The organism is Bradyrhizobium sp. F1.4.3, from assembly GCF_040548375.1.
Taxonomy (GTDB): domain Bacteria; phylum Pseudomonadota; class Alphaproteobacteria; order Rhizobiales; family Xanthobacteraceae; genus Bradyrhizobium.
The window spans coordinates 1,507,692-1,527,764 of record NZ_JBEPRN010000001.1 but is presented as its reverse complement, the minus strand read 5'-3'; the positions used below and the strand labels follow the sequence as shown (position 1 = coordinate 1,527,764).

At 64.3% G+C, this 20,073-nt stretch carries 18 protein-coding genes and 1 pseudogene; 13 read left to right on the top strand and 6 right to left on the bottom strand.

Translation table 11 applies throughout. The annotated features are described in order from the left end of the window. Nucleotides 1–174: 174 nt before the first annotated feature. The 8 genes and pseudogenes from ABIB73_RS07385 (at nucleotide 175) to paoC (ending at nucleotide 8,160) form a co-directional block, all read left to right on the top strand. On the top strand, nucleotides 175–720 hold the full coding sequence (locus tag ABIB73_RS07385) for a sigma-70 family RNA polymerase sigma factor (RefSeq protein WP_354222485.1): 546 nt from the start codon (nucleotides 175–177) through the stop codon (nucleotides 718–720). Nucleotides 721–722: 2 nt separating this feature from the next. After that, nucleotides 723–1,361 (top strand): NrsF family protein, encoded by a 639-nt coding sequence (locus ABIB73_RS07380; protein ID WP_354222483.1) that lies wholly within the window; start codon nucleotides 723–725, stop codon nucleotides 1,359–1,361. A gap of 123 nt (nucleotides 1,362–1,484) precedes the next feature. After that, complete coding sequence (locus ABIB73_RS07375) at nucleotides 1,485–2,135, top strand: response regulator (RefSeq protein WP_354222481.1); 651 nt, start codon at nucleotides 1,485–1,487, stop codon at nucleotides 2,133–2,135. Between the two features lie 58 nt (nucleotides 2,136–2,193). Next, nucleotides 2,194–3,963 (top strand): hybrid sensor histidine kinase/response regulator, encoded by a 1,770-nt coding sequence (locus ABIB73_RS07370; protein WP_354222479.1) that lies wholly within the window; start codon nucleotides 2,194–2,196, stop codon nucleotides 3,961–3,963. Nucleotides 3,964–4,048: 85 nt separating this feature from the next. Next, a pseudogene (locus tag ABIB73_RS37560) lies at nucleotides 4,049–4,120 on the top strand (autotransporter outer membrane beta-barrel domain-containing protein); the annotation flags it as partial. Nucleotides 4,121–4,336: 216 nt separating this feature from the next. Continuing rightward, nucleotides 4,337–5,005, top strand: coding sequence for an aldehyde dehydrogenase iron-sulfur subunit PaoA (gene paoA / locus ABIB73_RS07365; protein ID WP_354222477.1), 669 nt, complete (start codon nucleotides 4,337–4,339; stop codon nucleotides 5,003–5,005). After that, nucleotides 5,002–5,952, top strand: coding sequence for an FAD binding domain-containing protein (locus ABIB73_RS07360; protein WP_354222475.1), 951 nt, complete (start codon nucleotides 5,002–5,004; stop codon nucleotides 5,950–5,952). Before paoA ends, ABIB73_RS07360 begins: the two co-directional genes overlap by 4 nt. 3 nt (nucleotides 5,953–5,955) lie before the next feature. Beyond that, a complete protein-coding gene (gene paoC / locus ABIB73_RS07355; protein ID WP_354222473.1) occupies nucleotides 5,956–8,160 on the top strand; it encodes an aldehyde oxidoreductase molybdenum-binding subunit PaoC in 2,205 nt (734 codons plus the stop codon). Between the two features lie 12 nt (nucleotides 8,161–8,172). Here paoC and ABIB73_RS07350 read toward each other — a convergent pair whose 3' ends face one another. Beyond that, a complete protein-coding gene (locus ABIB73_RS07350) occupies nucleotides 8,173–9,276 on the bottom strand; it encodes a DUF2336 domain-containing protein (protein ID WP_354222471.1) in 1,104 nt (367 codons plus the stop codon). A gap of 63 nt (nucleotides 9,277–9,339) precedes the next feature. Beyond that, complete coding sequence (locus ABIB73_RS07345) at nucleotides 9,340–10,497, bottom strand: GGDEF domain-containing protein (protein WP_354222469.1); 1,158 nt, start codon at nucleotides 10,495–10,497, stop codon at nucleotides 9,340–9,342. 399 nt (nucleotides 10,498–10,896) lie between these two features. On the opposite strand from ABIB73_RS07345, the gene ABIB73_RS07340 reads away from it, so the two are divergent. From ABIB73_RS07340 to ABIB73_RS07325, 4 genes are all read left to right on the top strand, one after another. Next, nucleotides 10,897–11,466 carry a sigma-70 family RNA polymerase sigma factor gene (locus tag ABIB73_RS07340; RefSeq protein ID WP_045006487.1) on the top strand — a complete coding sequence of 190 codons (570 nt, stop codon included), beginning with the start codon at nucleotides 10,897–10,899 and terminating at the stop codon, nucleotides 11,464–11,466. Continuing rightward, nucleotides 11,463–12,155 (top strand): hypothetical protein, encoded by a 693-nt coding sequence (locus ABIB73_RS07335; RefSeq protein WP_354222466.1) that lies wholly within the window; start codon nucleotides 11,463–11,465, stop codon nucleotides 12,153–12,155. Before ABIB73_RS07340 ends, ABIB73_RS07335 begins: the two co-directional genes overlap by 4 nt. A gap of 16 nt (nucleotides 12,156–12,171) precedes the next feature. Beyond that, nucleotides 12,172–13,872: a S8 family serine peptidase gene (locus ABIB73_RS07330; RefSeq protein ID WP_354222464.1), complete on the top strand. Its 1,701-nt coding sequence runs from the start codon at nucleotides 12,172–12,174 to the stop codon at nucleotides 13,870–13,872. Between the two features lie 482 nt (nucleotides 13,873–14,354). Further along, nucleotides 14,355–14,849: a TIGR03809 family protein gene (locus ABIB73_RS07325; RefSeq protein ID WP_354222462.1), complete on the top strand. Its 495-nt coding sequence runs from the start codon at nucleotides 14,355–14,357 to the stop codon at nucleotides 14,847–14,849. A gap of 115 nt (nucleotides 14,850–14,964) precedes the next feature. Here ABIB73_RS07325 and ABIB73_RS07320 read toward each other — a convergent pair whose 3' ends face one another. The 3 genes from ABIB73_RS07320 to ABIB73_RS07310 form a co-directional block, all read right to left on the bottom strand. Continuing rightward, nucleotides 14,965–16,335 (bottom strand): TIGR03808 family TAT-translocated repetitive protein, encoded by a 1,371-nt coding sequence (locus ABIB73_RS07320; protein ID WP_354222460.1) that lies wholly within the window; start codon nucleotides 16,333–16,335, stop codon nucleotides 14,965–14,967. A gap of 207 nt (nucleotides 16,336–16,542) precedes the next feature. Continuing rightward, a complete protein-coding gene (locus ABIB73_RS07315; protein ID WP_354222458.1) occupies nucleotides 16,543–17,190 on the bottom strand; it encodes a pyroglutamyl-peptidase I in 648 nt (215 codons plus the stop codon). Between the two features lie 58 nt (nucleotides 17,191–17,248). After that, nucleotides 17,249–17,854 (bottom strand): CGNR zinc finger domain-containing protein, encoded by a 606-nt coding sequence (locus ABIB73_RS07310; protein WP_354222456.1) that lies wholly within the window; start codon nucleotides 17,852–17,854, stop codon nucleotides 17,249–17,251. Nucleotides 17,855–18,096: 242 nt separating this feature from the next. Between ABIB73_RS07310 and ABIB73_RS07305 the strand changes: the two genes are divergently transcribed. Then, the gene (locus tag ABIB73_RS07305) at nucleotides 18,097–18,999 is read left to right on the top strand and encodes a haloalkane dehalogenase (RefSeq protein WP_354222454.1); all 903 of its coding nucleotides are present in this window, start codon (nucleotides 18,097–18,099) and stop codon (nucleotides 18,997–18,999) included. Nucleotides 19,000–19,033: 34 nt separating this feature from the next. Here ABIB73_RS07305 and meaB read toward each other — a convergent pair whose 3' ends face one another. Continuing rightward, the gene (gene meaB, locus ABIB73_RS07300; protein ID WP_354222452.1) at nucleotides 19,034–20,020 is read right to left on the bottom strand and encodes a methylmalonyl Co-A mutase-associated GTPase MeaB; all 987 of its coding nucleotides are present in this window, start codon (nucleotides 20,018–20,020) and stop codon (nucleotides 19,034–19,036) included. Nucleotides 20,021–20,073 lie beyond the last annotated feature (53 nt).

Sequence of the window (20,073 nt, the reverse complement as noted above, 5' to 3'; positions counted from 1 at the left end):
CGGGGTCGTGCCCCGGCCGGCGGATGCGAGTCGAACCGATCGGTGTTATGAGCCTTCCGGGCTTTTCCGGCCGGATCGAGTTCTGTGGACTATGGCCGGATCACGACTTCGTGATCGTCGGGGTGCCGGCGTAACAAATTGAAAGAGCGGCCGAATTGCCGTGTAGGAGCGCGCGTGCGCGGACGTGAGGACGAGTGGACCGGCCTGATGCGGTCGGCCATGGCAGGCGATGATACGGCGTATCATCGGCTGTTGAAGGCGGTCACGCCGGTGCTGCGCGCTGCCGCGAGGCGCGGCCTGGCGAGGGCCGGGCAGCCTCCCGATCAGGCCGAGGATATTGTGCAGGAGATTTTGTTGGCGGTGCATCTGAAGCGGCACACCTGGGACAGCGAAGCACCCTTCGCCCCGTGGCTGTTTGCGATCGCCCGCAACAAGCTGATCGATGCGCTGAGGCGGCGCGGCAGACGCGTCTTCGTCAACATCGACGATTTCGCCGAGACGCTGCCGGGCGAGGCGCCACCGGAGACGGCCTCGGCAGGCGAAGTCGCGGCGCAACTCGACACCTTGCCGCAGCGCCAGCGCGATGTGTTGCAGTCGATCGCGGTCGACAGTGCCTCGATCAGGGACACGGCGGCAAAGTTTTCGATGAGCGAAGGTGCGGTGCGGGTCGCGCTGCATCGGGGGCTTTCGGCCCTCACTGCCAAACTGCGGGACCACTAGTCATGGATACCGATCAACTCATTCGCACACTTGCGGCCGACAGCGCCCACCGCGCCCCGCGCGTCGGCGCCTTGCTGACCATGGGCCTCCTGGTCGCGGCGCCGTTGTCGATCCTGATCTTCGCGACCTTTCTCGGCGTGCGGCCGGACGTGATGACGGCCATGCACAACCCGTTCTTCGACATGAAATTCGCGGTCACGCTGTCGCTCGCGATCCCCGCGATCATCATCAGCCTGCACCTGTCGCGGCCCGAGGCCTTGATGCGCGGCTGGGGCTGGCTCCTGCTGCTGCCCGTGGGTCTGCTTGCGGTTGCCATCGGCAGCGAGGCGATGATGGCGCCGGCCATGCCGATGACGATGCGGCTCGTCGGCAAGAACTCGCGGTGGTGCCTGTCGGCGATCCCCGCGATGTCGATGCCTCTTCTCGCGGGCGCACTGTTCGGTTTGCGCCACGGCGCGCCGTCGCGGCCCGCGCTTGCCGGCGCGCTCGCCGGCCTGTTGTCAGCCGGGCTCGCCGCCACGCTCTATGCCTCGCACTGCACCGACGACTCGCCGCTGTTCGTCGCGACCTGGTACACGATCGCGACTGCAGTCGTGACGGCGATCGGCGCGCTGGTGGGCTCGAAAGTCCTGCGCTACTGAGCCCGCGCGGTCACCCTAAATTGCCTTCGGCCTGGCCGCTCATCGCGTCGGTGCATATCCTTGATTGGAGTTGACTGATACCCTAATACCGTTACGGGGCGGGCGCGACACAGGTGCAGACTGGTGAGGACGATCATTGCAGACGATCACGCCATCATGCGGGAAGGTCTGAAACAGCTTCTGTCGACTGTGGATGACCTTACTGTCAGTGGAGAAGCCGCGGACGCTGAAGCTGTTCATCGGCTGCTGAACGAAAGCTCCACCGATCTTCTCATACTCGATCTCGGCATGCCGGGTGTGAGTGGATTTCAGTTCATAGCTCAGCTGAGAAGCGCATGGCCGGAGCTGCGGGTTCTGGTCCTCACCGCCAATGTCGAGCCACGTTCGGTTCGGGCGGCTTTTTCCGCGGGCGCGAATGGCTATTTGACCAAGAGCGGCGATCCATCCGAACTCATCGCTGCGATCGATGCCATCAGAAGTGGCAACGCCTATGTGGCGGAGGAGGTTCGCTTTGCAGTGAACCAGCATGACGGCCCGAACGAAACTCCGGAGCCCACGGCTGCGATCATATCTCCGGTCACGCTGACGAGGCGTGAGCGGCAAATCCTCGGAATGATCCCTGATGGCGTCACCCACCGCGACATCGCCAGCCGTCTTGGCATTAGCCCGCTTACGGCCCGGAAACATCGCGAGAATCTTATGCGCAAGCTCGATCTGCACAGCGGTGCCGAATTGACGGCCTACGCGGTTCGTCTCGGCCCCCCAGCGGGGTAGCCGCACCGGCAACCCGCAAACGAAGCCGCCGCAGCTGCCGGCGCGCGGAGAGGTTTCGATGCAAGAAGACAAGATACGCGGGGCGCTCGTCGAGCTTTTGTATCGTAATTCCTATGGGGTGGTGGTCGCCAACGTCCTCATCTCCCTGGCGGCAGCGTATGTCCTGAGGAGTACCGTATCGACGAGTTGGTTGATCGGATGGCTCGGCGCAGTGTATCTGCTCACCGCCATACGCGTCCTGGCCGCGCGCCGGTTCTTCAGCCGGGACAGAGAGCCGACGTCCGTGTTGCGATGGGCCTGGCTTGCGGCTGCGTTTTCCTGCGTGTCAGGCCTGCTGTGGGGAATGCTCGGCTGGGTGGGGTTCCTTCCCCAAGAGCCCATTCTTTTTTCATTCACTGTCATTGTTTTGACCGGTCTGATTTGCGGCACGGTGCCGTCGCTCTCGGCCTTTCCGCCTGCTCTCGTCGGCTCGATCATCGCAACTGTACTGCCGATTACGGTACGCTCCATTACCAATGGAGGTGATATCTCCGGCGCATATCTTTCCCTGCTTGCGGGGCTCGTGACCATCAATTTCTATTACTGCCGCACCACGTATCGCATGCTGCGTGAGTCCATCAGGTTGCGCCTGGAAAATGTCGAGCTCGTCAGTCATCTCGAGGAAGAGCGCGACCGCGCGCAAGCCGCCGATCGTGCGAAAACGCGTTTCCTTGCGGCCGCCAGTCATGACCTGCGCCAGCCGATCCATGCTCTGGGTCTGCTGATCGCCAAGCTCGCGGTGCTGGGTCACCGCGGCGCTGTCGAATCCGGCGATGCACGCGATCTGGCCAGCAAGGCAAAATCCATTGTCGGCAACCTCAGCGCCCTTCTGAATGGACTGCTCGACATCTCCCGGCTTGATGCCGGCGTCGTCATTGTTGCGAGGGAGACGGTGAATCTGTCTCAACTGTTCTCCCAGCTCAGCAACGAATTCGCGGCAGCGGCGAAGGATCGCGGCCTTGATTGGCGTGTCGTCGAGAGCCGTCTCCAGGTGGACAGTGATCCCATGATGCTGAAACGGGTCTTGGGCAATCTGTTGTCGAACGCCTTTCGGTATACGAGATCCGGTGGTGTTCTGCTCGGCTGTCGCAGGCGTGGCGCTTCAGTGGAGATCCAGATATGGGATACCGGCCCCGGCATCCCGACAGATCAGCAAGCAATGGTCTTCGAGGAGTTCGTTCAATTGCAGAACCCGGCGAGGGATCGCACGCTAGGCCTCGGCCTCGGCCTCGCCATCGTCCGCCGCACCGCCGCACTGCTGCAACATCCGCTGAAGCTGGTCTCCGTTACCGGGCGCGGTTCGATGTTTTCCGTTACGGTTCCAAAAGCCAGTGCGATGGCAACTCCCTTGCCCGACAACACGGCATCACCCACAGGCATCGCCGTCAGCATCATGGTCGTGGAAGACGAGGGGGATGTTCTCGATGTCATGGTACAGTTGCTCACGCTCCAGGGGCATCGCGTCTATGCCGGCCGATCTGCCACCGAGGTGCAGCAGATTCATGCAGAGGCGATGGTGGCCGGCGATGCACCGGTCGATCTGATCATCGCCGACTATCGCCTCGGAGATGGTGTGACCGGCCTGGACGCAATCGAGGCTCTTTGCAGCCATATCGGCCGCCCGGTCCCTGCCGTTATCGTCACCGGCGATACCTCGCCGTCGCGCATCAGAGAGGCCGCCGCCAGTGGCCATTGTATTCTGCACAAGCCGGTCACCGGCGAGGAATTGCACGAAGCGATCGTTGCATCCTGTGTTGACCGCAGGGAATTCATCAATAGTGGTTCCTGAAGGGATGGGTAGCTGCCCCCCCCGATTGGCGATCACCCGGCGACGGTTGAGCTCGTGCCTCGGCGCTGATCTCTCACGCATGATTTTCAATCCGGATCGTTCGATAGCCGCGACCTTCCAGACGCTGCCGGGCGCAGGCTTCGTCGTCAACGGCGCACGATCGCGACCGCACTGGTGATCGCGATCGGCGCGCTGGTGGACTCGAAAGTCCTGCGCTGCTGAAGCCCGCCGCCCAGTCTTCATTCATGAATGGCGTACATAGGCTCATGCTGTTGTGAAGGGCTAATCCGGCTTCCGCCTGGAAACTAACTTCGGTTGGAACACTTCTATTCAGAGCGTCATTGACGCGTTGTAGCGAGGGATCTGCCGAACCATGCGAAAACCCAGCGCATTCGAAATGTCGCGGCGGAACCTTCTGATCGGAACCGCCACGTCGGTCGCGATCGGAGCGGCGGCACGCGCCGCCATGGCTCAAAACGAGGCTCAGTATCCCGCCGTCCGCGCTTCCGCCGTTGCAGAGGAAACGCCCGCGATGGCGACGGTTTCCTTCAGCGTGAACGGCGAGGTCCGCGCCCTAAAGCTGGACACCCGGACCACGCTCCTCGACGCGCTGCGCGAACATCTCCATCTCACCGGCACCAAGAAGGGGTGCGACCACGGTCAATGCGGTGCCTGTACTGTGATCGTTGGCGGGCAGCGTATCAATTCATGTCTGACGCTCGCGGTCATGCATGAGGGCGACAGCGTCACCACGATCGAGGGGCTCGGCACGCCGGAGCATATGCATCCGATGCAGGCCGCCTTCGTCAAGCACGATGGCTTCCAGTGCGGCTATTGCACGCCGGGACAGATCTGCTCGGCGGTGGCCGTGGTCGACGAGATCAAGGCCGGTATTCCCAGTCATGTCACTGGTGACCTGAACGTTGCTCCGCAATTGACGAACGCCGAGCTGCGCGAACGCATGAGCGGCAACATCTGCCGTTGCGGTGCCTATTCCAACATTGCCGAGGCAATCTCTGAGGTTGCCGGGAGGCCCGCATGAAGTCGTTCACCTACGAAAAGGCGAATTCGCCCGCCGCGGCGGCAGCTGCGGTTATCAAGAGCAGCAATGCAAAATTCATCGCCGGCGGCACCAATTTGCTCGATCTCATGAAGCTGGAAATCGAGGCGCCGTCTCATCTGGTCGACGTCAACGGCCTCGCGTTCGACAAGATCGAACTTGCGCCGGAAGGCGGTTTGCGCATCGGCGCGCTGGTGCGCAACACGACCCTGGCTGCCGATGAGCGGGTCCGGCGTGACTATGGCCTGCTGTCACGCGCGCTGCTCGCCGGCGCCTCCGGCCAGTTGCGCAACAAGGCGACCACCGCCGGCAATCTGCTGCAACGGACGCGTTGCCCGTATTTCTATGACACCAATCAGCCGTGCAACAAACGCAATCCCGGCAGCGGCTGCGCCGCCATCGGTGGCGTGACCCGCCAGCATGCGGTCATCGGCTCCAGCGACGCCTGCATCGCGACGCATCCGAGTGACATGGCGATTGCCATGCGCGCCCTCGATGCAACCGTTCAGACGGTTCGTCCGGACGGCACGACCCGAAATATCCCGATCGCCGATCTGCACCGTCTGCCCGGAGATACGCCGCACATCGAGACGGCTCTTGCGGCCGGCGAGCTGATCACGTCCGTGACGCTTCCGAAGCCCGTTGGTGGAACGCACATCTATCGAAAGGTCCGTGATCGCGCCTCCTACGCGTTCGCATTGGTTTCGATCGGCGCGATCGTCCAGCGTGACGGAACAGGACGGGTCGCGGTCGGAGGAATCGCTCACAAGCCATGGAGGGTCGAGGCGGCCGAGGCCGAGATGCCCCGCGGCGCCAAGGCCGTCGCTGCGCGTCTGCTCGACGGAGCCAGGCCGACCCGAGACAACGCATTCAAGCTGGCATTGGTTGAGCGCACGCTTGCTGCCGTGCTCACCGAAGCGAAGGGTTGAGCCATGAAGTTCGATACGCCCGCGACCACCAATCCGATCGACCAGCTCAAGATCATCGGGCATGCGACGAGCCGGATCGACGGTCCTCTCAAGACGACGGGGAGGGCAACCTACGCCTATGAATGGCACGACGTCGCCGCGACCCCCGCCTATGGCTACATCGTCGGCTCTGCCATCGCCAAGGGCCGGATCACATCGATGGATCTGTCCCGCGCCAAGGCCGCGCCTGGCGTGATCGCGATCGTCACGGCGGAAAATGCCGGCAAGCTCGGCAAAGGCAACTACAATACGGCGAAGCTGCTCGGCGGTCCCGATGTCGACCACTATCACCAGGCCGTGGCGGTCGTCGTCGCCGAAACCTTCGAGCTGGCCCGCTCTGCGGCGCAGCTTGTGCAGGTCGACTACAGCGCGGCGAAGGGCTCGTTCGACCTGTCGGCCGGACGGGATGGCGCCGCAAAGCCACCCGGCCGTGGCGACAGCCAGCCGGATACGAATGTCGGTGATTTTCCTGGCGCGCTGGCGGCTGCACCGGTGCAACTCGATGCGACCTACACCACCCCGGATCAAGCCCATGCGATGATGGAGCCGCATGCGTCGATGGCTGCATGGGATGGCGACAAGCTGACGCTGTGGACCTCCAATCAGATGATCGCCTGGACGACCGGGGACGTCGCCAAGACGCTCGGTCTGCCGAAGGACAATGTTCGCCTCATTTCGCCCTTCATCGGCGGGGGTTTTGGCGGAAAGCTGTTTCTCCGTTCGGACGCGATCCTCGCGGCGCTGGGCGCCCGAGCTGCCGATCGCCCGGTCAAGGTCGCCATGCAGCGGCCCCTGATGTTCAACAACACGACGCATCGCCCGGCGACCATCCAGCGAATCCGCATCGGCGCGACGCGGGATGGCAAGATCACCGCGATCGGACACGAGAGCTGGTCCGGCAATTTGCCGGAAGGCAGGCCGGAGACGGCGGTCCAGCAGACCCGTCTGCTCTATGCCGGCGAGAACCGGATGACGGCGTTGCGTCTGGCCATGCTGGATCTCCCCGAGGGCAACGCCATGCGTGCGCCGGGCGAGGCGCCCGGCATGATGGCGCTGGAGATCGCCATGGACGAGATGGCGGAGCGATTGAACCTCGATCCGATTGAATTCCGCGCGCGCAACGACACCCAGGTCGATCCCGAGCATCCGAACCGTCCGTTCTCGCAGCGTCAGCTTGTCGCATGCATGCGCATCGGCGCGGAGCGCTTCGGGTGGGGCACGCGGAATGCCGAGCCCGGCAAGCAGCGTGACGGCCGCTGGCTGGTGGGCATGGGCATGGCGGCGGCGTTCCGCAACAACCTTCTGATGAAGTCGGGCGCGCGCGTCCGTCTCGACAGACGCGGCATCGTGACCGTCGAGACCGATATGACCGACATTGGAACGGGCAGCTACACCATCATCGCTCAGACCGCGGCGGAGATGATGGGCGTGCCGCTCCAGAAGGTCGTCGTTCATCTCGGCGACTCCAGCTTCCCGGTATCCGCAGGCTCCGGCGGGCAGTTCGGTGCGAACAATTCGACCTCGGGCGTCTATGCCGCCTGTGTCAAGCTGCGTGAGGCAGTGGCGCAAAAGCTCGGATTCAATTCCGCTGACATCGCTTTTTCGGATGGACAGGTGTCCTCGGGTAACCGAAGCGTTCCGCTGGGACAGGCTGCGTCTGACAGCGATCTCGTGGCGGAGGATTCGATTGAGTACGGCGACCTCGCCAAGACCCATCAGCAATCAACCTTCGGCGCACATTTCGTCGAGCTCGGGGTCGACGTGGCCACCGCCGAGATCCGGGTGCGTCGGATGCTTGCCGTCTGTGCCGCAGGCCGTGTCCTCAACCCGAAGACGGCGCGCAGCCAGGTGATCGGCGCGATGACGATGGGCGTCGGGGCGGCGCTGATGGAAGAGCTGGTGGTCGACAAGCGCACCGGCTTCTTCGTCAACCATGATCTCGCCGGCTACGAAGTTCCGGTTCACGCCGACATTCCGCACCAGGATACGATTTTCCTGGACGAAACGGATCCGATGTCCTCGCCGATGAAGGCAAAGGGCATCGGTGAGCTCGGGCTGTGTGGAGTCGCTGCGGCCCTGGCCAACGCCATCTACAACGCGACCGGCATACGGGTACGCGACTACCCGATCACGCTCGACAAGCTGCTGCACCGTATGCCCGACGCCTGACGTTGGCGGCAGTCATGCCGCCGGCGTCGCGCCCTGCTGCATGCGGTGGAAGCGCAGCACCTGCTGCGCGGTTGAGCTCCGTAGCGCCTCGTAGGTGTCGCGCAGCGTCAGCATGTCGGTCTGCGAGTCGCCGGAGAGCTTTTCGCGCATGGCGATGATCGCGCGCACGCTCGACCATTGCATGCCCGCGACCTTGGCGAGGATCATGACGCCCTCGGTCCGGCTCTCGATCATCATGTTCTCGGCGGTCTCGACCGCGACGCCGGCGAGCGCCGCGAGCCCCGCATTGGTCTCGTCGAACTTGCCCTGCTCGGCGAAAGTCGCGACCTGGAATTCGTTGAGACGGCCGTCCTCGTAGAGCGATTTCACCAGTGCACGCGCCATCTCGGTTTGCCTGGTCATGGCGGCGGAGCGGACTCGCTGGGCTGCTTCCTGGACCACGCTCGACACTTCGTCGGCGAGTTCCGGATGAGCCGCCTCGAGCTTCCTGCGCACGCTCAACGACGCCTTCGCGACCAGTTTCAGGTAGTGATGTCGCGGCAGGTCGGGCCGCAGGCCGATGCAGGTGGCGAGGCCGTCGTCGCGCTCAGCACGCGCGACCAGGTCTGTTAGGCTTCCCTCGGAGAGCTGCGCGCCCGGGTTCCTGACGGTCGCTTGCACCACGTCCTCGTCGCCTCGCGCCACCAGCACGTCGGTCAGTGCTTCCGAGAGCACCCGCCGCAGCGAGATCGCCTTGAGATGCGCCTGGCTCTTGCTGCGCGCGATCTCGATGAGGGTCGCCTCGTCCAGCCGCTCCGACTTCGTCAGCACGGGGCCGGCGACCTCGATGACGTCGTCGAGTGCGAGCGTGCGGATGATCTGGGGTGGTGCGGCTCCGACCGGCGCGAGGCGGTCGGCGAGCAGCGCCTTGGCCGAGGTCTCGATCTGCTCGATCAGGCACTGGAAGACGTCGTCGAACACGCGGACATGTTCGTCGGAATAATCCACCGCGTTGTTGACGAAGAGATCGGTGACGCGGCGCAGCGTCTCGACCCGGCGCGCAACGGTGCCGTGCGAGAGCGCTGACTGCAATTCGTCGAGCAGGTTTTCGGATGTCTTGGCGGATTTGGATCTCATAGCCCTGTCCTGGAGCGTTTGATCCGGTCGCGGCTTCAGCGCGGCCGGCAGCAAATGGATTGGTCAGCTCGTAGCAATTCGGTTGCGCCCGTGCGCCTTGGCGGAATAGAGCGCGCTGTCGGCGCGCGCGAGAAACGTGTCGGCAGTATCGTTGTCGCGCAGCGTCACGACGCCGGCGGAAATTGTCACGCGCATGCCGGGCGAGAATGCGTTCCAGTCGAGCTCGGCGACGATGCCGCGCAGCCGCCCGAGCATACGCGATGCGGCAATGCCTTCGGTACCCGGCAGCAGCAGGAGAAATTCTTCGCCGCCATAGCGGCCGAAACGATCGTCGGGGCGGATATTGGCGAAGATGGTGATGGCGAAGGTCCGCAGTACCTCGTCGCCGACGGGATGGCCGTGGGCGTCGTTGATGCGCTTGAACCAGTCGAGATCGATCAGCGCGATGGCACAGGGCGCCGCCGCCTGCCGCGACTTTTCCATCTCGGCGTCGAGCAGCCGCATGATGCAGCGGCGGTTGTAGGAGCCTGTCAGCTCGTCGAGCTCGGCGAGCTCCTCGATGCGCTGATAGGCGGCCTTGAGCTCGATGCTGCGACGGTACAGGATCTTGCGCAGCGTGGCGCCGAACAGGCCGAGGAAGGCGCACTGGCCGATTACCAGCACGAAGCACAGCATCGAGGCGGTCCGTTGGAGCCTCGTCGCAACGGGCATGCCGATGGGCAGGTCGGAGGCGAGGAACACGGCCGCGAGCGCGCTGGTCGCGAGCGCCCAGGTGGTCATCGCCTGGGCCGAGGTCATGCGCAGCGTGCCGAACGCGAAGATCAGGAACAGCACGCTGATGAAGGCAATCCCGATCGTCGGTACCGACACCAGAAACACGAATTGCAGCGCCATATGCGCCGAGATCTGGAAGACCGTGAGATAGTGGTCGCTGTGCTTGTCGCCGACGCCGGCCTCCGACATCACGACAAAGATGCCGATGATCAGGAGGCCGCCGACCCAGAACAGCGACGGAACGTTCATATGAACGGCGCCGTCATAGGCGTAGAGCAGCAGCACAAAAGCGCCGAGTGAATAGCTCGCGGCCTGGCCGACATACATCTGGTGGCGCTGCCGGGCCCGGCGCGCCACCACCTCTGGCGCCGCCGCCTCGGGCGTGAGGACGAGATCCGCGACCTCAGCGGCATTCCTCTCCGGAAAGGACCTCGCGGCCGTGTTCATGGTCCCGCCAATGTGGATGTCAGTCGAAAAAATCTACGTGGCAAGCCTTTAGGTTTGGTATCCTTTTGCACCGAATCCCGGGGGACGCCGCGTGGCGGCCAGTTAGGCATCGCAGGCGATATCGCGGACCAAAGCCGGCGTCGTGCGACATAAGCGGTACAGGGCTGTGTTATGGATCGGGCCGATTGTGCCGGCCCACCGGCATTCCGCGGGAAAGTGTTTTTGTATTATGTTACCGTTCTGGAGCAAGGCGGCCGACCGCCGCGGGTGGGACAAGGAAAATGCGCGTATGTGGGGTAGATCACACAGATCCCCGCATGACTGCGGTAAGTTGAAGAATTTCGCGCCTCCCGTCGAACCGTCCGCCGCATCGCCCCGACCAACCTTGCGAGACGGCCTTTGAGCGTGACACAGGCGGCTACGGACGAGGTCCTGATCGCCAGGATCGCCCAAGGCGACCGGCTCGCCATGCAGGTGCTGTACGGGCGGCACCATGTCAGGGTGTATCGGTTCGGGCTCAGGCTCGTGCGCGACGAGCAGACGGCGGAGGACCTCATCAGCGAGGTGTTCCTGGACGTCTGGCGTCAAGCCGGCAAGTTCGAGGGCCGATCCGCCGTTTCCACCTGGCTGCTGGCAATCACCCGATTCAAGGCCCTGTCTGCGCTCCGGCGCAGGAAGGATTTTGAATTGGACGACGAGGCGGCCAATGCGATCGAGGATTCGTCCGACAATCCAGAAACGGCCGTGCAGAAGAAGGACACCAGTGAAGCGTTGCGGGAGTGTCTGACGGGCCTCTCGCCGGATCATCGGGAAATCGTCGATCTCGTCTACTACCATGAGAAGTCCGTGGAAGAAGTGGCCGAAATCGTTGGAATACCCGAGAACACTGTGAAGACGCGCCTTTTCTATGCGCGCAAGAAATTGGCCGAACTGCTGAAGGCAGCCGGCATTGAGCGAGGCTGGCCGTGATGGCGTTGAGCAAGAAGATGCTGGAGCGAGAGCCCAGTGAAATCGAGATGCTGCTGCCGTGGCATGCTGCGGGCACGCTGAACGCGCGCGACGCCCGCCGCGTCGAGGAAGCGCTCGCCAGCGATCCGGAGCTTGCCCGGCAATATGCGGCGATCCGCGGCGAGTACGAAGAGACCATTCATCTGAACGAGAGCCTCGGTGCTCCGTCGGCGCGCGCGATGCAGAAGCTGTTCGCCGCGATCGACGCCGAGCCGGCGCGGGCCGCCGGTTCGCTGCCGCTGTCGGCGCGCATCGCCACGTTCTTCGCGAGCCTGTCGCCGCGCACGCTGGCCTGGTCGGCGAGCCTTGGCGCCATCGCGCTGCTGCTCCAGGCCGGCATCATCGGCGCCGTGCTGATGAAGACCCAGACCTCGACCTTCGAGACCGCTTCGCTCTCGACCGGCGCGCCGATCACGCGCGAGCTTGGTGCCGCCGCGCCGGCCCGGGCCTTGGTGCGCTTCACGCCCGAGGCGCGCGTAGCCGACATCACCTCGCTGCTTGACAGCTACCATGCCTCGATCATCGACGGTGCCAAGGGCGGCATGTTCCGCCTCCAGTTTGACAAGGCGATGAGCCAGGACGAGCTCGCCGCGCTGCTCGGCAAGATGCAGCGCGAGAAGTTCGTCAACCTCGCCGTGGCGGCGCCTTAAACGCGCCTCTGAACCGATGACGCGCAAGTCCGAGAGTGGGGTAAGAGCCGGGGCCTATGCTTCGTCGGTCGGAGCCGCGCTCCTGCTCGCCGCCTGTCTCGGCATCGAGGTCGCCCATGCCCAGGCGATCATGCGCACGCCCACGATCAGCATTCCCACGCGCACGCCGACTATCTCTCCGAGCGTCGCCGCACGCGTCAGCCCTGGCGTGGCCGCCAGGGTCGTGAGCGTCGACCGCGGTCCGCGTGTGGCTACGACTGCACGGATCTCGGCGCGAATGGCGCCGACATCGGTGCTGCCCTATGCGCGCTACTCGCCGAACCTCTATCCGGCCTGCGCCGCGGCCTATCGCGACGCCGAGTGCCTCGCGCAGCCGAACGCGGGCGGCGACGGCTCCGGCAAATCAGGCAAGAAGAGCGCCGGCAATGGACGCCGCAACGGCACACCGGTCGCCGCAAACTTGCGCAGCTTCGCCAACGAATTCGTGGCCGAGATCGACAGCGCATTGTCGCTGACTGAAGCCGATGAGCTTGCGCGTCGCCACGGCCTCGCGCGCATCGCATCCGAGAGTTTCCCGCTGATCGGGGCCACGATCGGTCTATTCCGCATCACCGATGGTCGGCCGTATGAGACGGTTCGGCGCGAATTCGCCGCCGACGGCAGCGTGCGCTCGCTCCAGCCGAACTTCCGCTACGTGCTCCAGGACCAGAAGTCGACGGTTCCGACCGAGGGCGATCCCGCGCAATATGCGCTGACAAAGCTGCGCCTGCCGCAGGCACACATGCTGGCGCATGGCGCCAATGTCACGGTCGCGGTGATCGACTCCGGCATCGACGCCAAACATCCCGAACTCGCCAACTCCATCGCCGACAATTTCGACGCGCTCGGCAGCACCGAAGGCCCACACGTCCATGGCACCGGCATTGCGGGTGCCATCGTGGCGCATGCGCGGCTGATGGGCAGCGCGCCGGAAGCGCGCATCATCGCCATCCGCGCCTTCGGCGGCACCACGGGCGGCGCCGAGAGCAGTTCCTACATTGTCCTGCGCTCACTCAACTATGCCGCCGAGCACGGCGCGCAGATCGTCAATATGAGCTTTGCCGGCCCGAAGGACGCGGTGATCGCGCGCGCCATCGCGGCGACCGCCGCGCGCGGCCTGGTGCTGATCGCGGCAGCCGGCAATGCCGGGGCGAAATCGCCGCCGCTTTATCCAGCCGCCAATCCCAACGTGATTGCGGTCAGCGCGACCGACCAGCAGGACAAGCTGTTCACCGCCTCCAACCGCGGCAACTACATTGCGCTGGCTGCACCCGGCGTCGACATCTTCCTGCCGGCGCCGGACGGCAAATATCAGATGACGTCGGGCACCTCGTTCTCGGCGGCCTATGTCTCCGGCGTCGCGGCGCTGCTCCTCGAGCGCAACTATGCGCTGAAGCCGGAAGCGCTGCGCATGACGCTTGCGAAGACCGCGCGCGACCTCGGCTCACCCGGCCGTGATGATCTCTTCGGCGACGGCGAGGCCGACGCTTTTGCCGCAGTCATGGCTGTTCCAGCCGATAGCGCGACGCCTGCTGCCGCAGCGTCCGGTACAACAAAACGTGAAGATCTGCGGGAGCGTCACGACGAGCCAGGAATCCGCGCGATCGAGCAGCCCTCGCTATCGAATGCGGACGATAAATCCGCGATTTCTCAGGCGGATAGGCCGGCGACGCGATAGCGGCTGCGACAAGATTGCACGCAGCAAGGCGGCCGGAAAATTGAGCGCCGCATTGAACGTTCAGCCCGCTGCCACGACCAAAATAAGTGGGAGCGGTCATCCCTCCCCATAAGTCATATCAGGCGCGAGCGCCCATCCACCCCAAGCGCCCATATGGCTCGACCCGTCCGGTTGTCCCCCCGGACGGGTCTTTTCTTTTCGGCGTCTGATTTCTTGAAGCGTTGCGCGGATCAGCTTGCGGTTGAGAGACCGGGGCTGCGCTGATCGCCAGCTTTCGCCCGGAGCGCTGCAAGCCGGCTATGCTTGTGCGGAGCTTGACTCGAAAACCCTTCAGAACTCCGCACGACTACGGTATTTCGTGACGCTGGCCGTGTCGTTGCTGGACAAGTCAAAACTTTTCCACAAAATATTCATGTCGCGTCTAAATTGATTCGTGTGCGTTGCGTCCCCGCGTCCGTATTTTTCTCCTGACGGGCAGGTTCATGACACATCGCCAAGAGGCTGTTCGCGCCGCGGCCGTTGACCGCGACATTGCGGCACGCTGGTGCGCTCTCGCCGAACAGCGGCTGGAACATCTCTCCGAAATGTTCGAGACCGGACGCTGGCGCCGCTACCATTCCGAGCTCGCATTCCTCGAAAACATCCAGGAAGCCAAGCGCGCGGTCCAGACCTGGCGCGCCATAGCGACCGGCGAGGACGTCGCCGCGGCCGCCGCGAGCGTGACCTCCGCATTCGGATGGTCGCCGGCGACCTTGTCGCGCATCGCGCCCGAGACTGCCGTGCCGGCCGCGCTCGACCCCACCCCGAACGTGCTCGCCGAGGTGACCGAAGCCCCGCTTGCGCCGCTCGCCGCGCTTCTGCAACAGTTCTCGCCCCCCGCGGACGACATCGTCGCAGCCCCCGAACGCGTCGTCGAATTCACCCTCAGCCTCGACGGTATCGAGGCGAGGTACCCGCTGCTGCGGAACACGTTCTGAGCGGACGATGTCGCCGCGCCTTCCCATCCCGTCATCCTGAGGTGCGAGCCCTGCGGTGCAGAGCACCGCGGGGTGAGCCTCGAAGGATGAAACGGCTCGTCTGGCAACCGCGCAGCTACCGCCGCACTGCATTCCCGCCGACCACCACCTGCGCAAAGCGCTGGGCGCCGTCTGCCGACAGATCCGTCGTGACCGCACGTGCGTGGTCCAGCCCGACCACCGCGCCGCGCGGGGTTTCCGAGATCATGTTGTTGTTGACGAGGGCAGTGCCCGCGCCCGGCACGACGGAGACGCCGACGCCGGCGAGTGCCTTGCGGATGACATTGCCGGAGATCACGACATCGCGCAGATATTCGCCCCAGCCGGCGACGATGCCGTAGGACGGCGCGTTCTCGATCACGTTGCCGGTCACGGAGGTGTCCGCCTCGATGTAGATGCCGACGCCGGCATCGTCATCCGGCGCGGTGCCGATCGGCCGCTTCGGGATCAAGTTGCGGATGATGTTGCCCTGGACCACCGCGATGCGGCCGCCCTCGTTGAAATTGCAGACGGAGACGCCGACGGCGGCGCCGTCGACCGTGTTGTTGGCGATCACCGCGGCCTCGAACGCGAACTCGGAATAGAGCGCGACCTCGCGCACGTCGCTGACGCTGTTGCCGGTGATGTGGATGTTGGAGGCCGAGTTGCCGCGCACCGCGGAGTAGTCGCAATTCCGGATGCGATTGCCGCGCACGATCACGTTGCCGGCGCGGAACGCGTTGATGGCGTTGCCGTACTGACCGGAGCCGCCCGGTCCGGCCTTGATGTCCTCGATGCGGTTGTCGGCGACCAGCGTGCCGTCGTCGCCGATCGCGGTGCGCAGGATCTCGACGCCGTTGTCATTGGTGCCGACAATCGTGTTGCGCGCGACGCTGAGGCCCCTGGCATCGAACGACACCACGGCCGTTGCAGCAATGCTGGTAAAAATATTGCCGGAGATGTCGCCGGACACCTGCTCGAGCCAGACGCCGCTGCCGCCGGAACCGGTGATCTCGCAATCGATGATACGGACGTCGCGGCCGCCGAGGATGTGGATCAATCCGCGCCGCGTCGGCAGCGGAATGCCGCCGCCGTCGAAGGTGATGCCGGTCAGGCCGATTGCATCTGAGCCGTCGCTCTGGATCGCCGACGCCCCGCCGGTGAAGATCAGTTTGGTCGCCCCACGCACACCGATCAATTGCGCGCCATTCGGCAGTCGCAACAGTCCGGTGCGGTAGATTCCGGGCGGCAGCGCCAGCGGCATTTGCGCCCGCGCGGCCTCGTCGATGGCGCGCTGGAGCACGCGGGTCTGGTCTTCGCTGCTGCCGGGCCGTACACCATATTGGGTCGCGTCGCGGCCGAGCAGCGACGTCAACGGCGCCGCGCGCGCGGCGTCTGCCGGCATGGCCAGCGCGCCGGCGATGCCTGCGGTCGAAGCACCGATGAGATGACGGCGGTTGAGGTTCATGGCGCGTCCTCCGGCGGACGCGGGGCGCGTGTCCGCGATGGTTAGGTAGCGCAGGGCGGCCGAGGCCGTGAGGATTGTTCACAGTAGGGTTAAATGTTTACCGCAGGCGAGGCGCCGTAGGGTGGGGCAAAGCGTAGGGTGCCCACCATTGTAATTCGCAGATCGGATAGAGAGGGTGCGCACGGCGCAAGTGCGCCTTTGCCGACCCTACGAAGTGCGCCCCTTCCGCGCCTGCTGCACCATCTCCATCAGCATTGCCTCGCCGGCATCCACCAGTTCCTCCAGCGTGATCCGTGGCGCACCCTTGCGCCGCACGGCGCCGCCGCGCGCGAGCAGGGGAATGTGGATGAACGCGGCAAGCTTCGGTCCGCCGGCCTTTGCGTTTTCGATCGCGCGCCAGCTCAGATAATTGCAGAGATAGGCGCCGGCATCGCGCGAGGGCCGGGCGTCGATGCCGGTGAGGCGCGCGGCGCGCAGCAGCCTTGCCGTGTGTGGACCGAACATCATAGCGTCCGCATTGGCGGCGATGCCGCGCTTGCTCGAGCGGGTGTTGGCGGCATCGGGCCAGAGCATGGTGACGGCATTGCGCGCCCGGGTCTCGATGCGCAGGTAAGATGTCCGCGCCGCGAGGCCGAACATCAGCAACGCGTCCGGCCTGTGCACAGCGAGCACTTCCGGCAATTGCCGGTCGACCGCGGCATAGGTCACCGGGAAGATGTGGTTTGCCATCTCGACGTCGTCTAACGCGGGACGCCGCAGCCGCGCCAGCCGCGCGACCAGCGGCTGGGTCGGGTTATAGGGCGCGCCGGGAAACGGCCCGAAACCGGTGAGGAGAATGCGGAGTTTGTCGGACAAGTGGTTGGATCCTCTCGCTCATTTTTATCACTGGATATCGCGTCCGGCGAGCCTCCGGCTAGGTCTCCGATCCGGTATCGTGCTTGTGCCGCTCGCGATAGGTCCGGGTCTTCTCCCGGTTGCCGCACAGCGTCGATTGACACCACCGTCTCGTGCCCGGCTTTGAGCGATCGAAAAATACGCGCTGGCATTCGCCCGCGGCGCACATCTTCAAGCGGCCGAGCGTGCCTGTCGCCGCCGCATTGTAGAGTTCGGCGACGATTGCAGAGAGGCCGGCTTGTGCGTCGGCCTGCATAGGCATCAATCCAAATCCGTCCTTGCCGATGGCGGCAACGCGCAGCGCAAATGGCTCCATGGCCTTGTTGAGCGGAGCGGTGGCGGCCGCCTTGCGGTGGCGCTCCGCAGGGTCGGATTTGAGATAGTCCCGGATCGCGCCACGCAATTGCAGGGCCGCTGCGAAGGTCCTCTGAGAGGGGACTGCACCTCGGTCGATCAGCCCATGCTGATGCATCCAGTCGCCGAGCGCAGATGGATCTGCGAGTTCCTCGGCCTGCTGATGCTGCACGCCGCAATGAGTGAAGTGCCGCAAATCCAGCGAGTTGGCGAAATCGTAAACATTCGCCAACGCGTCAGGCACCTGGAACTTGCGGGATTCCTTCGACATGGAACACCATTTAATTGCTTTTGGTGGTTGACACAAGAAACCGCTAAAAATATTTTACTGGTGTGTTGTGAGCGCGCGCTGCTATGTGCAGCTGCACGACGCAAATGGGGGACGCCGAGGTGATCCGCGAGGCCGACGGCAAGACCATCGCGCTGTTTGGCTGCACGCAGATCCTCCTCTACGGCAGTCAGGGCTGAGGTCTCCAAATTCGAACATCAACGAGAGAGAACGGAGTTTCATCCATGTTGCATGTCAGTCATCCCCCGATCTCGACCGAGGAAGCCTCGTATCGGAAATACGTTCAGGTGCTCGACAGCCAGATGGCCTATGTCGATGTCGGAACGGGCGACCCGATCGTGTTTCTGCACGGCAACCCCACACCGTCTTATCTCTGGCGCAACATCATCCCCTATCTCTTGCCGTATGGCCGCTGCCTTGCGCCGGATTATGTCGGCATGGGGAATTCGGGCGCGGCGCCGAACGGTTCGTATCGCTTCGTCGATCACCAACGCTATCTCGACGCCTGGTTCGATGCCCTGGGTTTGACCAGAAACGTTATCCTGGTCGTGCACGACTGGGGTTCGGCGCTTGGCTTTCACTGGGCCCATCGTCACCCCGACAGGGTCAAGGCGATTGTCTATATGGAAGGCATCGTCCGCCCGTTTCACTCCTGGGACGAATGGCCCGACGCGACGCGCGCCTTCTTCCAGGCGCAACGCACACCGCAGGGCGAAGACCTGATCCTGCAGAAGAACCTGTTCATCGAATATTTGCTGCCGCTGCGCCATATCGCACCGGAGGCGATGGAGGTCTATCGCCGCCACTTCCGCAATCCGGGACCGAGCCGCGAGCCGATGCTGAGCTGGACGCGCGATTTGCCGATCGCGGGCGAACCCGCGGATGTCGTCGCAATCGTCGAGGCTTATGCAGAATGGTTATCGAAGAGCCCGATCCCGAAGCTGTTCATCGACGCCGAACCAGCAGGCTTCCTGATCGGCGCGCAGCGTGAGTTCTGCAGGGCCTGGCCCAACCAGCAGACGGTCGTGGTGAAGGGGTCTCATTTCCTCCAGGAAGACGCGCCGCAGGAGGTGGGTGAGGCGACCGCACGTTTCGTGTCGAAGGTGCTGGCCGGACAGATCGGTTAAGACGTTTTTCCAGAACGAGCTGGCCGGCCAAGCCTCAGTGCAGGAGGGTCATGATCGCTTCGGCGGCAAGCGCCGGCGTGAGGTGGCCGTCGGCGACTTCCGCTTCGATCTTCTTGACCTTGGTCCGAACCGATGCCTCGCTTCGCAGCCGTGAGAGCATGCGCTGCTCCAGCATCGACCACATCCACTTCACCTGCTGCTCGCGCCGCCGTGCGGCGAACTCGCCGGACGCGTTCATCGCGGTGCGGTGATCGAGGATCTTTTGCCAGAGCTTTGCGATGCCGTCGCCGGTCAGCGCCGAATAGGTCTCGACCGGCGGATGCCAGTGCTCGGAGCGCGGCGCCAAAATGTGCAGCGCGCCGCGATAGTCGGCGGCGGTGATGTTGGCGCGCTTGAGATTGTCGCCATCGGCCTTGTTGATCGCGATCATGTCGGCGAGCTCGACCAGGCCCTTCTTGATGCCTTGCAACTCGTCGCCGCCGCCCGGCAGCATAAGTGCGAGGAAGAAGTCGGTCATGTCGCAGACCGCGGTCTCGGACTGGCCGATGCCGACGGTCTCGACCAGCACGACGCCGAAGCCGGCCGCCTCGCACAACAACATCGCCTCACGCGTCTTGGCCGCGACGCCGCCGAGCGTGCCTGAGGACGGCGAGGGCCGGATGAAGGCCTCGTCGGCGGCCGAGAGCCGCGCCATCCGCGTCTTGTCGCCAAGGATCGAGCCGCCACTGCGCGCCGAGGATGGATCGACCGCGAGTACCGCGATCTTGTGGCCCTGTTCGATGAGATACGTACCCAGCACATCGATGGTGGTGGATTTGCCGACGCCGGGTGAGCCGGTAATGCCGACGCGAATCGCCTTGCCGGTGTCGGGTAGGAGCGTCTGCACCAACTCACGCGCCAGCGCCTGATGGTCGCTACGCCGGCTCTCCACCAGCGTAATGGCTCGCGCCAGCGCCGCGCGATGGCCTAAGCGGACGTCACGGGCGAGGGATTTGATGTCCAGGGAAGCCTTCTCAACCATGCCCTGCTTTACAACGGCCGGACGAAGCAGGCGAGGGCCCCTCGGCTCAAAGG